At 49.5% G+C, this 15049-nt stretch carries 9 protein-coding genes and 1 pseudogene; 6 read left to right on the forward strand and 4 right to left on the reverse strand.

The annotated features are described in order from the left end of the window. Positions 1 to 17: 17 nt before the first annotated feature. The 3 genes from ABLV66_RS25630 to cspF form a co-directional block, all read right to left on the reverse strand. Positions 18 to 8600 (reverse strand): glycoside hydrolase family 94 protein, encoded by an 8583-nt coding sequence (locus ABLV66_RS25630; protein ID WP_348876366.1) that lies wholly within the window; start codon positions 8598 to 8600, stop codon positions 18 to 20. Between the two features lie 155 nt (positions 8601 to 8755). After that, complete coding sequence (locus ABLV66_RS25635) at positions 8756 to 8926, reverse strand: YnfU family zinc-binding protein (RefSeq protein ID WP_306308615.1); 171 nt, start codon at positions 8924 to 8926, stop codon at positions 8756 to 8758. A gap of 75 nt (positions 8927 to 9001) precedes the next feature. Next, positions 9002 to 9214, reverse strand: a complete 213-nt coding sequence (gene cspF / locus ABLV66_RS25640) for a cold shock-like protein CspF (protein ID WP_071822061.1) — start codon at positions 9212 to 9214, stop codon at positions 9002 to 9004. Positions 9215 to 9511: 297 nt separating this feature from the next. Between cspF and ABLV66_RS25645 the strand changes: the two genes are divergently transcribed. From ABLV66_RS25645 to ABLV66_RS25665, 5 genes and pseudogenes are all read left to right on the forward strand, one after another. After that, positions 9512 to 9730, forward strand: a complete 219-nt coding sequence (locus ABLV66_RS25645) for a cold shock domain-containing protein (RefSeq protein ID WP_348876365.1) — start codon at positions 9512 to 9514, stop codon at positions 9728 to 9730. A 267-nt stretch (positions 9731 to 9997) separates the two neighbouring features. Further along, positions 9998 to 10225: a hypothetical protein gene (locus ABLV66_RS25650; RefSeq protein WP_348876364.1), complete on the forward strand. Its 228-nt coding sequence runs from the start codon at positions 9998 to 10000 to the stop codon at positions 10223 to 10225. 563 nt (positions 10226 to 10788) lie between these two features. Continuing rightward, positions 10789 to 11193: an H-NS family histone-like protein gene (locus ABLV66_RS25655; protein WP_348876370.1), complete on the forward strand. Its 405-nt coding sequence runs from the start codon at positions 10789 to 10791 to the stop codon at positions 11191 to 11193. Positions 11194 to 11243: 50 nt separating this feature from the next. Next, positions 11244 to 11405, forward strand: a pseudogene (locus ABLV66_RS25660) (arsenical resistance protein ArsH); the annotation flags it as partial. Between the two features lie 271 nt (positions 11406 to 11676). Beyond that, positions 11677 to 12924 (forward strand): MFS transporter, encoded by a 1248-nt coding sequence (locus ABLV66_RS25665; RefSeq protein ID WP_348876407.1) that lies wholly within the window; start codon positions 11677 to 11679, stop codon positions 12922 to 12924. A gap of 685 nt (positions 12925 to 13609) precedes the next feature. Here the strand turns inward: ABLV66_RS25665 and ABLV66_RS25670 are convergent. Further along, positions 13610 to 14152 carry a YjaZ family protein gene (locus ABLV66_RS25670; protein WP_348876293.1) on the reverse strand — a complete coding sequence of 181 codons (543 nt, stop codon included), beginning with the start codon at positions 14150 to 14152 and terminating at the stop codon, positions 13610 to 13612. A 650-nt stretch (positions 14153 to 14802) separates the two neighbouring features. Between ABLV66_RS25670 and ABLV66_RS25675 the strand changes: the two genes are divergently transcribed. Then, positions 14803 to 15042, forward strand: a complete 240-nt coding sequence (locus tag ABLV66_RS25675; protein WP_512174250.1) for a hypothetical protein — start codon at positions 14803 to 14805, stop codon at positions 15040 to 15042. Positions 15043 to 15049 lie beyond the last annotated feature (7 nt).

The raw sequence follows: 15049 nt of genomic DNA on the forward strand, positions 1-15049 counted from the left end.
CACCTCCGGGATCAGTGTCAGTTCTGAATGATCTCAACCGTATGGTTTTGTCCATCATCCTTCAGCGGTATTCTGTCATCAGGGAGGAGAACACCATCCAGCGTCACGCAATATTCTGCATCGCCACGTGAAACACTAATCTGATAATGGCTTTCACCATATTGATATGCCATAGAAAAAGACGACCACTCATCCGGTAACCGGGCATGAACACTAAACTCAGTGCCGGAACGTTTTATCCCCAGTAATTCCTCGGTAAGTAAACGCCAGGCCCAGCCTGCGGAACCGGTATACCAGCTCCACCCTGCACGACCGGTATGAGGAGCGACGCTGTAGACATCAGCACTCATGACATAAGGCTCAGCTTTATAAATCCCGACAGAGTCCGCATTCAGGGTATGATTTATAGGGTTGAGCATTGACCAGAGTTGCCAGGCTCGTCCGGCATTCCCCATTCGGGCAAAGGCCATCACTGCCCAGATGGCGCCATGCGTATACTGCCCTCCGTTTTCCCGCACGCCTGGCAGGTACCCCTGTATGTAGCCCGGATTTGGACCGTGTCCGTCGAAAGGAGGCGTTAACAGTTTGATCAGCCCTCCTTCGTTATCCACAAGGTGCTTATCCAGCGCCTGCATGGCCTTTGCGCACCGTCCCGGGCTCGCGGCGCCGGACAATACAGACCAGCTCTGCGCAATCGCATCAATCCGGCAGTCCTGTGAGCTTTTCGATCCCAGGGGAGTACCATCGTCAAAATACCCGCGCCGGTACCATTCCCCATCCCAGGCGTGGGCTTCGAGATTGCTTTGCAGGCTCAGGGCCTGTGAACGGCACATCGCGGCGACGCTTTCATCCAGCCTGCGCTCCGCAAGCGCTGCAAACCTCTGCAAAATGTCGTACAGGAAGAAGCCCAGCCAGACGCTTTCACCTTTGCCTTCGATACCCACCCGGTTCATCCCGTCATTCCAGTCACCAGCCCCCATCAGTGGCAGGCCATGCTCCCCGAAGCGAAGTCCATAGTGAATAGCTTTGACGCAGTGTAACCAGAGTGTCTCTTCGGTGCCGCTGATGACCGGCGTGTCATAGACAGACTCTTCACCAGGCTGAAGCGGGCGTCCCTCCAGATAAGGAATGCGTATTTCCAGTGCATCCATATCCCCCGTCGTTTCAACATAGTGGCAAACAGCAAGCGGCAGCCAAAGATAGTCATCGGAACAGCGGGTACGCACACCGTTGCCGTGTGGAGGGTGCCACCAGTGCTGCACATCCCCCTCGATAAACTGCCGTGATGCACAGAGTATTATCTGTTCACGCATCCGGTCCGGAGCAGCGTGGCTCAGAGCCAGCGTATCCTGCAGCTGATCGCGAAAACCAAATGCACCGCCAGACTGATAGTAGCCACTCCGGGCCATAAGACGGCAGGCGACCGTCTGATACAACAGCCAGCCATTAACCAGTAAATTTACTGACATGTCGGGGGTGTTAACTACGATTTTATCGAGCACATTGTGCCAGTGATTATGAATCCGGTTCAGCTCCTGGCGGACCGTATCCTCGTTCATGTAGCGGGCCAGCGTCTCCTGAGCACAAACATCATTCTCCTCTGCGCCGAGGATAAAAATAAACGTCCTCTGGTCCCCGTCAATTAATGTAACCGCCGATTGCACCGCTCCGCAGGGATCCAGACCGGCCCCCGTCTTACCAGAAAGCTTTTGCAGTTTCATGGCCGACGGAGCGTGAAGGGAACCATTACGGCCAATAAACTCCCGGCGGTCCCCTGTCAGAGAACAGTCATTACCGCTGACGGCAAAAAATGCAGTTCGGCCGGCACCATTATCACCATAAAAGTTATTCGCAAGCACCCCGCAACCTCCGGGCGTTCTGGCCACATGTGTCACAATGTGAGGGGCTGAGCGCGTTCGTGTTTCTCCGAGCGTCCACTCTACATAGCCTGTGACGGAAAGTTGACGTGTCCGTCCCGAAGAGTTACTGAGCGTCAGGAGCACCAGTTTAACCGGATCTTCCTCAGCAACCAGGACCGTCAGCTCGCTGTCTATACCACTCTCACGATGGGCAAAAACGCTGTAGCCAAAACCATGGCGGGTCAGGTAGTCACCGTTTCCGCGAACAGGTAAAGCCGTCGGCGACCAGCACTCCCCGCTCTCTTCATCGCGCAGGTAAAATGCCTCGCCGCTGCGATCGCTCACCGGATCGTTCTCCCACGGCGTCAACCGGTATTCATGGGCATTCTCATACCAGGTATAGGCTTGCCCTGCCTCTGAGATCACACTGCCAAAACGAGAATTTGCCAGTATGTTCGACCAGGGAGCCGGTGTAAGCGCATTTTCCCGAAGGACGATCTGATACTCCCGCCCATCCTGAGAAAATCCACCGTACCCATTGAAATGGCATAACTGACTGGTATCAGGGCTCCAGTCCGTATGTTGATTACGCTCGCGCACAGCACGCGGAATGAATGCCCTTGCCGGCGATTTCAGGGTATGAATACGCTGGTTAAGCTGCTCATTAATACCCCCTGCACGGTCATCAAGATAAAGACAGGCCACGCTCATCAAAAGCAACTTATCCTCAGCGGAGAGATGCTCACCGTTGCGGACAAAAAGCCCGCCCTTTTTATCCAGCAAACTGGCTTCAGACCCGGCATAAATTAACTCCATAATCTGATTTTGTAATCCCTGCTGGTAGCCGCCGGGGCTGTTATTCAGGATAACTAAATCAACATCCAGCCCTTTCTGTCTCCAGTAACGGTGTGCCTGAATCAGTGTGGTCACTGAGGGGATACTTTCCTCGCTGGTTATACTCAGCAGCACTATCGGCAGATCCCCTGAAATTGCCCAGCCCCACAGTCCGGACTGGCCACGCCGGTTGCGGCCGATCGCCTGGCCTTCGGCGCGCAGCTCCTGGACAGGGTAAAGCACAGCGCTGGCGAGACTATTGAACAACGTGGCATCATCTTCACTGGCGTTCATCTGGCGCAATACCACCAGACTGTGAGACCAGGCCAGTTCAAAGACGCGATCGGCGATAGGGTAATCGCGATATTTCTCCAGCAACGCCAGGCTCTGCTGACGGGTCTCGCTGATGCCATAAATGATATCAATCGTAACCGGCTGCCCCGGCTGCAGAATAATGGCGTTGCGAATTGCCAGTATCGGATCCAGCACCGAGCCCGACGTGTTGCCTAGCATCCCTCCCGTCTCTATTGCCTGGGCATTCGCAGGGTTTCTGCCACGTCCAATAAACCTTGCCCTGTCCGTTTCAAACGACACGTTATGTCGGTTATCGCCGTGCACCACCATCATGTGAAACAGGCAAGGGCCCGGTTCATCCGGTGAGCGCGGGCGCCGGTGGCAAAGAATAGCGTCACGCTCAGGAGCCAGCTCAGTCTGAATAAACAAATTGCTGAATGCCGGGTGTGCCAGATCGCTGGCATCAGGTGCCAGTACCACTTCAGCATAGGTTGTCAGCTCCAGAGAGCGAGGCTTGCGACCACGATGAATCAGTGTGAGCCGTCGCAATTCAACATCATCCTCCGGAGAGATCACCACCTGAGTTTTGACGCTGAGTCCCCCGAAGCTGCGTCTGAATTCTGCCCCCGCATCGGTGAACAACACTTCCTCGTCTTGTCCGCTGGTGTAGCCTGTTGGTTGCCAGGTATTGCTCCACACATCTCCCGTCTGGGTATCGCGGATGTAGCAGAATGCTCCCCAATTATCACGGGTGGTATCACTGCGCCAGCGCGTTAGTGCAATATCATTCCAGCGACTATAACCGCCGCCGCCCGCGGTCAACATCAGATGATAATGGCCGTTGGACAGCAGTTGAATATCCGGGGCGGGGGTATCCACGCTATAGAAAATACGGGGTTCATAGCGAACGGGTTTGACCATGCCCTCATGAGATTCAAAATGACGGCGCGGACTGTACAGATCGACCGCATCCGGCACGCGCTCCTGTAACAGCAGACTCGCTGACCGGAATACCGTGCTGGACATAAAGCGTTCAGTCATGGGGGTGTCAAGCAGCACATGAGCCAGCGCCTGAAATGCCATACCCTGGTGATGCGCCATCCAGGACTGTACCACCGCATAGAGCTGACCGGTTGCAAGACGTGAGGGGGTATAGTCCAGCGCTTCATAAAAACCGTATTCTCCGCGTGCACCATTTTTTTGCAGCCTGAACAGGTTCTCACAGGCTTTCTGCGGGGAAACCATCAGCGCCAGCAGCGTGGCGTAAGGAGCAACCACCATGTCATCGGCAAGCCCCCTGCGCAGACCGAGCCCCGGTACGCCAAATGCCTGATATTGATAATTATGCTGAACATCAAAAGCATGATAGCCCGACTCTGAAACACCCCATGGTACCCCGCGTTCTTTCCCCCAGTGAATCTGGCGTATAACCGCCGACTGACTCATTTCATCGAGCAGGCTGCCGGGCCAGGTGGGCATCACCAGATTCGGCATCAGATATTCAAACATGGATCCGCTCCATGACATCAGGGCAGTTTCATTATCAATCGTGGTAAACAATCGACCCAGCGCGTACCAGCTTTTAAGAGGCAGCTGATTAGTCGCAATGGCAAGAAAACTGGTCAGGCGGATTTCAGACGGCAGGAGATCGTAGTGGCTCTTGTCAGGCATATTGGTGTCACAGTTATAACCGACGCTGAGCAGACTGGTTGCTTCACTGTACAGAAAGGCGAAATCCATCCGGGCATGCTCATCCAGCCGCTGTTCCAGCTCGGTGATAATATTGAGTCGCATTCGGGCCTGCTCCGCCACTGACGCCGGAGGCGTTCCTGTACCGGTTAATGTCGGACGGGCAAGCTCGCTCAGCGTCGGCAGCGTCTGTTCATTCCAGGATGCAGGCAACCAGCCAAGCAACAGAGACCACTCATGGCAAAGCTGAACCAGTTGATGCTCCAGATGTCCAGCCCAGCGCATCTGAAGAGGAGATCCCTGATGACATGCGCTGGTCAGATGGTTGCACTGGGTGCGCATGCTTTTCAGTTCGCTGAAAAGCGCCTGCGGAGAGAGCGACACCGCGTTCAGGCAATGCTTGCGCAGCAGTCTCAGGCTGTCTGGTGGGTTCTTACCCCACTGTTTTTCCAGAATATCCAGCGTATCGTTCAGTCCTGCCAGTATCTGTTGGCTGCTTAAAACAGGCTGATGACGCATGGCGGACAGGCCTGCACGCAGGGTCAATAAATGCCCGGCCATATTGCCGCTGTCGACGCTGGAGATATAGCGTGGACTGAGGGGGACCAGCGTACGGGTGTCATACCAGTTGTAGAGATGGCCCCGGTAATGATCCATTTTATCCAGCGTGTCGAGCGTGAGCGATACGCGCCGGAGCACCTCTCCGCCGGGCAGGTAGCCAAAGTCCCATGCCGTCAGGTTAGCCATAAGAGAAAGGCCAATATTGGTAGGAGAAGTTCGGTGTGCCACCGTCGGTTGTGGTATTTCCTGATAATTATCAGGCGGAAGCCAGTTCTCTTTTGCTGTGGCAAAGGTTTCAAAAAAAGCCCAGATTTCACGGCTTGTCTGGCGTAACAGCTGTTTTTGTTCCTGATTAGGCGAAAAAACCTTACGCACGGGCTGGCGACTCAGCCAGCTCATCAGCAGCGGTGCCACACACCATACCAAACCGATCGGCAACGCAATCCCCAGCAGCTGTGGGGCAAATTGTCCGGTCAGTATTATCAGCGCCACGCCAACGGCAACATTCAGCCACATCGCCTGATAAAAACGTGCAACAGAGGAGCCGGCCTGACTGCTGTCCTGGCTGTGGCTGACCCACTGGCTGAGATGACGCCTGCTTATCCCCAGTCGCCATAGCGTCACGGCGATCGCTTTCAGCGAATATCCGGCTTCGTGCGGCAGTATCGCAAAATTAAGGCTGATACCTGACAGACGCTTTAGCGCGCCCGCCCCCACCAGTAACAGATGCGGCTTCACGCGGCGGCGCAGAGGTTTATGCAGAAGGTCATGGCTAATGCAGAGGATGGCTGGCAACAACCATATCAGCAACAGTATGCCCAGCCAGTAAACCGGATTGGGTACCCAAAGCAGAGTGAAGAACAGCAATACCAGTAAGGAGGGGGCGACCAGACTGCGACGTAGATTATCGAGTAATTTCCAGTAAGAAAGCGCGGTCAGCGGATTCCTGACCCGGGTTCCATCGGCTTTTCTGACGCGTGGTTTTAGCCAGTTAAGCAGTTGCCAGTCACCCCGGATCCAGCGTGAACGTCGTGCAACATCCGACAGATAATTATTAGGGTACTGTTCGTACAGTAACACCTCGCTCAGCAGACCCGAACGTGCATAGCATCCTTCAAGCAGATCGTGGCTGAGTACCAGATTTTCCGGGCAGATGTTGGTAGTGGCCTGCATAAAAATATCAACATCGTAAATCCCTTTGCCCACAAACGAGCCTTCCCCAAAGAGATCCTGATAAATATCCGAAGACATCATCGAATAAGGGTTATTGCCCGGTACGCTGCTGCGCAGGGCTGCGTAACGCCCCTGACCGTTGCGTGGTATCTCCTCCGCAAGACCGGGCTGTAAAATACCGAATCCTTTGACAACCCTCTGGCGTACCGGATCATACTCAGGCGTATTCAGCGGATGCGCCATCGTCGCGACGAGTTTGTGTGCCGTATCGCGCGGGAGCACCGTATCGCTGTCCAGGGTAATGACGTATTTTATGTGACCCGGTAAAAGGTGGGCCGGCATGTCTGCAACGCTGACGAATTGCGTTCCCGGATGGCGCAACCAGCTGTTCAGCAACGCCAGTTTTCCCCGCTTGCGTTCGTAGCCCATCCACACTCCTTCCGAGGGGTTCCATTCAGGCTGACGATGTAACAGATAAAAACGTGGTCGGCCGGAGGGGTAGCGCCGATTCAGCGCCTGCGTATCAGCGATAGCCTGTCTGAGCAGCGCGTGACTTTCCGGCGAGGGTTCATTTTCAGAATCTGCAAAATCAGTGAGCAGCGCGAACCTGAGATTTTCGTTTTCATTCCCCAACCAGCAAACTTCAAGACTGGTGAGGAGCTGGCTGAAACTTTCGTGGCTGGTCAACATGCAGGGAATGACTAACATAGTGGCACTGTCAGCGGGAATACCGGCTGAAAAATCCATCCCCGGCAAGGGGCGAGGAACGCGAAAACGGGTGGTTGCGTCACTGAGTAAATCACTCATTAACTGAGTTAAAGCGATAACCAGAGGTAATATCACCGCGATTAACAACCAACCTGCTCCCTGCATGGCAGTTTCGTGCAATATTGCCGCGGTCGCTGCGGTTGTCAACAACGCCAGGCTGCCAAGCCATGACAGCAGGGTTATTCTGTTGAAACTGTGCCGCAAGCGTATGAGTCTTGAGGTGTCTGCCAGAAGATGTATATCCAGTGCCTGTCGACCTTCGCCGGCGAGATAATAACCAATATGATGTTCCGGTGTATTGGGGGCTTTTTCCTCTGAAAGCGCCAGCACCCTGTCAGCAACCTCAGGCTCGCTGAGCCCACTGTCTCTGGCCAGGACCTCAACTACGTGCCGGTAATGATCCCGGGTATTGAAGTGCATCCGGGGATAGATACCGGCAGGATCATTTCTTAATGCCTGTTCGACGACGCTTATCGTTTCGGCGAAATCAGCCCAGTCCGTTTCACCCAGTAATCGCAGACCTGCGATGCTGTTACTGACAGACAGCTGGCTGGCGGCAAGCTGTTGATTGAAGTTATTTATGAGAATGCCAGTGGTGACTCCCTGTTCCCGAAGGCACTGATCAACCCAGGTAAGAGGTAACGACAGCGCGTTGCCGTGCCCCTGCAGACGCCGCACCAGTTCTGCGACAAACGCGCTGGATAACGGAGGACGGGAGCGCGCCAAATCGGCAACCACCATAATTAAATCACCAGGCGCACTCTCTGCACATTCGAAAATCCTGGTTATCCACGTATCTGCCAGGTTTCTGTCCTGTTGCGCTTTTATCACTTCCATACTGATACGACGAAGATTTTCAATCAGCGCCAGGCGCAGCATTCCCGGTAATGCCCAGATTTCACCTAGTGTCAGCGGAGTCACCTGTTGATAGGCAGCGAGATAGCTGGTCAGACTGGTGGCATCCCAGCGGCCATCACCGTGAGCAATGGCCTCTGATGCGATATGATAAATTCTTGGGCAATTCAGCGGCGACATCAGCGACGGGAGACCTTTACCAAAACTTTTCGGCAAGTGCTGGCGGACGGTACGGATTTGTTCCTCAATCAGATAATAATTGTCCAGCAACCACTCCCCGGCGGGCATGATACTGGTCTTTTTACCTGCATTAAGCTCATAGCAGTTTTCGGTGATAACGGCCTCATTGTCGCCAAGCCGTTTCAGAAGATAATAGGGATGTTTATCCGGTGATACTTTATGGGTCCGTGCCAGCTTCTGACCATAGCGTTCCATCTGGGCAGTCGAAAAGAGTTCTGACCGCGGAGTGCCTTCGCTTGCAGGATCGTTCGCCGAAAACGTTAGGTTTTCGGCAGCATTCATCGGAATACGGGAGCGGTTAAACCACGCTCTGGGGTTCATTTTCATAGCATTGCTCTGATGCGACATTAGCGCGCAGGAGCAGTTGCGAAATCAATTCAGAAACGTTCTCTCAGGATGTGCGTCAGGCATCAGGGATTTAACAGCTGCCGGAATCTAACATAAGTATAGGACATGAGCTCTGTTCTGCGGTTTTGGTCGAGCTAGCGTCGGGAGATAAACAGAGCCTTACATCCGGGGCAAAGCATGGTCTGGTTGAGCCGGATTTTTGACAACGGTTGTGCTGATTTTAAGCCACAAACAGGACAGGCAGCAGTGGCAGTAGACGCACTGCTGAAGAGTTTCATTGCGTAATTGATAACAGACATAACCATTAACCTTTCAATGAATGAGATTCACTGTACCACATGTGGTTAAGTTTTGATCTGTTTATTTTATCACGCTGAAAATCAGGAAAGATAAATGTTTGCAGCCACAGGCCCCCTGAGACCGTTTATCCGGCAAAATTCTATGCGGCTTCCTGGGATGAGTAATTCTGATTCGCGAAAGTTAACGGCTGAAATGTGAAGCAGAACGTCTTTTCGGCCATCAGATGGGATGATGAGGCCTTTACCACTAAGAATGTCAAAGCTTTTGACAATTCCTGTCATTTTATGGGACAAGTCAATTCCTTACTGAAAACACGTAAAGACTATACATTGAAAATGGCATTCAGCCATTTTTATTTTTCCTACAGGACCTCTGGACGGCTAAAAGATAATTTGCTTATATCGATTCCATGTGCCTTAATGAATCCCATCAGTTCGATGTACGAATGAAATTTTGAAGTTTTCCGGGCAGTTCTCATTACCAGGCGCTATCGTTGATATCTCCTCTTTTGAGTCCATACGTTTAATCTTATACGTTTGCTATTAATGCTATTAATGCTATTAATGCTATTATGTTTAATGGGAGTCAGTATGACCTCTAGAATTACAGGCCTGGTAAAATGGTTTAACGAAGACAAAGGTTTTGGCTTCATCTCTCCTCTTGATGGCAGCAAAGATATCTTTGTCCATTTGTCTGCACTTAATGGCGACAACTTTAAAACTTTATTTGAAGGACAGAAAGTTGAATTCGCCATTCAGATCGGAGACAAAGGTCCTATTGCTGCAAACGTAATGCTTTGCGATAAATAAATCAATGTGGATCTGCGATAACGATGAAGGATTATTCCTGAGTAGACAGGTCCATAACTTAAATCAGAGAAAAATCGTTTATTCTTAATATCTGAACAGCATATTTTTCAAAATTATGAGTATGCTAACCGATGTGATGAAGTACAGTACTACTGCATAAAAAGTCTAAAAGCACAAGCTAACCACATGTTAAATAAGAAGTGTGTATGGCTTTGACCTTAATGGCATCTGCCAGTTAATATCCATGAGAGAACAGGGTAATAGAATATGATTAAAGTCCTTGTTTTCTTTAATGCTGAATCCTGTAAAGTCATGACCGTTCTGGAAGGTATATCCTCTATCAGGCAGGAATATCCAAACGGTGAAGAAACATATCTTCGGATTATGTCTGCAGGTTTTCCTTCCTTAACTGGCGATCATGGTATTGTTTACGTGGCTACTGACAGGGAGTTAACGTCACAGGAGATACTTGATGCGGCCAGGAAATATTTATAGCATTTTTGTCATGCTCTCTGCTCCACGTTTAATTGCATGCTTACCCTATTTATCAGAATCGAACAAAAAATGAGTTAAAAGCATTTATGGCCTGCTAACAGCAGGCTTTTTTTTACATTACACTTTTTTAGAAACGCCTCTATAAAGAGAGAGTAATTCGCTACCCTCTGACAAAATGCAGGTGTCTCTCCCCTGCGTGCCATCTTGCCATTTGTGAAAAACCTTGCTAAGTGGCGGCGCTGTCTCTCCTCATTTTAAATCTCATCAGGTGTGACTGAAGCAATAAGTTATGAGGGTATAAAAAGGCTCTCCGGATGACTCCTGGCATCATAGTTTTAAGTACCTTCAAAAATGCATGGACATTTCGTAGGAGTTGTAATTTAGTCCTTGCACATTCCTCTTAATTTTGTCTTGCGATAAGAGATTTATATCAGTAGTCTAAACCTCGTTAATAACAATATGTACCAATCGGATTAAAATGCTCAGTAAGAAAAATCGGGTTGATGAGCAACCGTCGACATTGGTATTTGCTGAACAACGAAAAAACTTTAAAAGGTCTCTTTATGTCAGATGCTCTTACACAGTTAAACAATATCCGTACCTTACGTTCTCAGACTCGTGAAATGTCATTAGATGTACTGGAAGATGTTCTGGAAAAGTTTAAAATTATTCTTATAGAACGACGAGAAGAAGAGACATTACGTCTTGCAAATGAAAGTCAGCGCCGCGATAAACTGGAAACACTTCGTCAGATGATGCTTGATGAGGGTATCGACCCATCCGAACTTATGGCTGCTATTGGCTCTCCGGGTAAGGTTAAAAAGGCGCGCTCCCCACGCCCCGCGAAGTATCGATATACTGACGAAACTGGAGAGTCAAAAACATGGTCAGGTCAGGGGCGAATGCCGAAGCGGATCTCAAAGCTGATTGCTGAAGGTGGGGAATTAAAAGATTTTGAAATCAGTTAAAAAGAGCTGGGTTATACCCAGTTCTTTTTTATAGGCCGCAAGTTGCCTTAGAGAATAGTCGAGAAACATTTAGTTCCGTCGATGTAGCCGAGAAGCTGTTTAAAATCACAGTGCTGCTTAAGGGACAAATCGTTTATCTTGCAGATCGTTACAGCGAGCAAAAAAAGAGCCATCAGGAGCTTTCATCCCGAGTCAATCAGGACAATATATAATGTATGTTCTTCGTGAATCCATACTGCATGAGCTTAACAACGTCTGCTATTGGTACGGAGCGGACCGACCAGCTTGTTGTCAGGTCCGCTTTGAGCGAAGAACGGACATTCAACTTCAAAAATACTCTCCGTTTTTTTATGCTAAAGTATTGTATCGATTTCACGTAGAGTACCGTTTCCGATGTAAAGATTTTCTCTTTTAACAGTGCTTATTTTCCGCGTTGCCGTGGGCTGCGTGGGCTTCTGTTATTTAAGATGAGAATCTTTCTGTATGAACACGTTACTGTTTGCGCTTATTGGTGCGCTTCGCAGCCATCACTGGCTTCGTTTCCTTGGGGTTGCCTATATCCTGTCATCGCTGGGCAATGGATTTACTCAGGTCATTATTTTCGGTCAGCTTTTACACTGGCATGCTTCTCCTGCGACACTTACCATCGTGTACATATTGTCGATGCTGCCCAGCTTTATTGGCAGCATCTGGGGCGAGAGACTGTGTAAGAAGACATCACCACTTCGAATCCTGATTTTTACCGAGATATCTGGTCTGCTTGCGCTTGTTTTTCCCTTGTATGGTTCGCTGTATCATAACGTGCCGGCGCTACTGGTCGTGCAGTGTATTGAAGCGCTACTCAGCGGCATAAGTTACCCGGCGCTGACGTTGTTGTTCAAACGTGGATTGCGCCACGATGAACTCCCAGCTGCAACGGCTATGGAAACCATCATTTTTGCCTCACAGGTATTGTTGGGGACCGGACTGGGTGTTCTTCTGTTTGACCGGATTGCTGCGCAGTATCTGCTTGCCATTGATGCCCTTAGTTTTACGGCATCTACGATTCTGCTTATGATGTCTGCTGCTGCTTTTTGCGGAGCAGAACGTTGGCCAACTGAGGCTACGCCGGTCAGACAGAAATCCCTCTGGTGCGTCATTTCACCCTTGCAAAAAAGAAGCATTTTGTTGTTACCTGCGCTTGCCGCTGTGGGATCTCCCGCGATGGCGCTTTTACCTGCACTGGCACAAGAAATAAGACCTGAAGATTCTGCCGGGCTGGCCTTGCCGCTACTATTTGCACGAAGTCTTGGACAGCTTTGCGGGCCGATGATGCTGGATGCCAGTAAATTGCAGCAGTATGCCGCTAATAACAGGTTGTTGCTGACCTGTCTGAGTTTATTTATTGGAAGCTATTTTCTATTACCGCTATCTGCCGGATATCCATACACCGGACTGGTTCTTATCTTCAGTGCGCATATGGCATCGAATATTGTATTTGCTTTGGGTACGTTTGGTATTTTGAGGAACTTCCCGCAGACACAGGTTGCAAAAGCCAGTGCGATGTCATGGCGTGTGCAGGTAATGACCGCCACTGTTTTCACCGGTATAACCAGTACAGTGGCGCAATACTTCGGCGCATTTTATGCACTTTATTGTATGTCGCTGTTCAGTCTCGGAGCTGTCGGAGTTTTGCTCTGGTTAAACAGAGCGAGGGCACTAAATAAAGTGAACCTGCGCCTTCGAGAGTAAAGGGAGTTGCTGCTCATTATATAAGCTAGCTAACCGGGTTGGCATAGTTGCTATGGGCGGTGCATCTTGCAGTACGTAACTAATATAATCAACCTGTCTGTCGACCATTGGTTGGCAGATTTTTATCGCAAAACGACTGCTTTTGGCACAGAGCGGACATTTCATCTTTGCCCTGCCCCGGACATCTGAACTTAGCTTTGACAGATGGTGTAATAGCTAAATTGAGATGTCCGTCTCGGGGATGCGGATGTTTTCCTGGACTGTTATGTTGTGATCCACAGATGCTGTCGGTACTTCACCGGACTCATTGTATCTAATGATAGTTTGCTACCGGTTATGTATATCAACAAGGCCTTAAAATGAGGAGTATTTTACAAGTACATGACGACAGTGATCTACTAATCAGAAGTCAAAAGCTTATTGTCATTTAAGGACGTCCTTCAGTGCAAGGCAGCGTAGCGCAAATGTAGCTTTTAGCTACACTCCAGACAAGTTGGTTGCAATACTGTTTATAGCTAGCTATAGTTACAAGTAAGGAAGACTATCAGCTTCCTTAAAGGATGCAGCAGACTGAAGCAATTCAGACATCCCGCAACCATGAGAATGGTCTAGGCCAAGTCCGGTAATGGCGCTTCTGAATACCAGGTTAGTTATCCTGGCGAAACCCACCTTAAGGTGGGTTTTGTTATTTTGGAGGGAATGGAAGTGGTTTACCATTTAACAAGTTATTCGCGATAGTGAAAAAACTCACCTTTTTACCTCGTGGTCTCTCACTCACCGGATAGGCACTGGTGATATGGAGGCGCATTTTTTTCTTTTCTTTGAAAGCGCTAAATACCACAAAATAAAACTCTTTTTCACCTCCACCGAGCTCGATCTCTACTACAGCATAACTCCCATATCCTGCATGTATGACCTTACAACTTCCCAAGTTTGCAACTATCCAGCGTAAATGTTGCCTGGCTAGTTCATAGCGTCTCTCACAAAATGGACGCTTATCTTTGGGCGCGAAATACATCAATGATGCTTTTTGTTCTTCCGTCTGGTGAGCATAGTCTTTGCTGAAGCAGTGAAACGAGTAGGTTACAAAGAATCTATACACTTTATCAGGCTTGCCTTCCACTGAATGTGTATAAGTCACCTCATGGGCATCGAGAAACGATAGATCCCTCAACACGCCGTCAGGGTGTTCAAAGGCTTTCCATTTCTGAACTTCTTCAGTCTTCAATGTAACTAATTCCCGTTGTAATTCTATTTAGCCAGCAGATGCTAGCACAAACTTACGCACGAATTGAAAAATTAGAGGGTGTAGTCCCTTAAAATTGCACGAACCATTTGCCTGCGTAGCCGACAAGCCTGAACTATATGAAAAATTCGGTTTTAAAAATGTTTATTAGATCTTATTTAAGGGCATTGACGGAAGAACAGTTCGCCGATCAGGCAAAGTTTAAGAGGAACAAGTTTTTTTTAGGTCGACAAATCCAGATAAAATTCTGGACCCATTGCAGCGAAGGTGTTCAATAAGTTGTTTGTTTTTTTTAAAGTTGTATATTTCTTATCGATCCCCTAAAGAAATATCACTCAGGCGAATGTGTATGGCTGATGTTGAGAAATATGTTGTCAAGTTTGGTATTGGTCAGCATGGGCAGTTTAGAAAAGGAGTTGCCACCCTTAAAGCGGGAACTCTATTGAGTCCACAAACCGTCCCCGTTTCCAGGGACAAACCTGGGGGGACTTACCTTTGCGCTGAATGAACAACACCAGTCTGAGGGCCACACGTCGTACTGGCACACGTATGATGACGGGTATTATATGGTCGTGAGTTTTCATTGGCATTACTCGCCAGACATCGGGCATACTTACAGAGAGAATGTCTTGTTGACAAAGGATAAAAAGGATTTTTACGCTCATTGCGCTCAGTATATATCCTATTTCAGCATTGAGGAGAAAGGCAATGGGGATCAGTATTTATGTTATACCTTTGATATCAGAACCGCTGGCAGGATTGAAGGCACGTCAGGACGCTTCTTCAGCGGTGAGCCCGGTGACGAGAAGCTCAATATTGATGACCTTACGCCTTATGAATTTGGCGATACCCCGGTGCCAGAGATGGAATAATAAAACC

The sequence above is a fragment of the Klebsiella sp. CN_Kp073 genome (genome assembly GCF_040065495.2).
Lineage (GTDB): Bacteria > Pseudomonadota > Gammaproteobacteria > Enterobacterales > Enterobacteriaceae > Klebsiella > Klebsiella aerogenes.

Bases quoted from the DNA above. Each gene is read 5' to 3' on its own strand.
- ABLV66_RS25630 (WP_348876366.1), bottom strand. From the start codon at position 8,600: ATGAAAATGAACCCCAGAGCGTGGTTTAACCGCTCCCGTATTCCGATG.
- ABLV66_RS25635 (WP_306308615.1), bottom strand. From the start codon at position 8,926: ATGGTTATGTCTGTTATCAATTACGCAATGAAACTCTTCAGCAGTGCG.
- ABLV66_RS25645 (WP_348876365.1), top strand. From the start codon at position 9,512: ATGACCTCTAGAATTACAGGCCTGGTAAAATGGTTTAACGAAGACAAA.
- ABLV66_RS25650 (WP_348876364.1), top strand. From the start codon at position 9,998: ATGATTAAAGTCCTTGTTTTCTTTAATGCTGAATCCTGTAAAGTCATG.
- ABLV66_RS25655 (WP_348876370.1), top strand. From the start codon at position 10,789: ATGTCAGATGCTCTTACACAGTTAAACAATATCCGTACCTTACGTTCT.
- ABLV66_RS25665 (WP_348876407.1), top strand. From the start codon at position 11,677: ATGAACACGTTACTGTTTGCGCTTATTGGTGCGCTTCGCAGCCATCAC.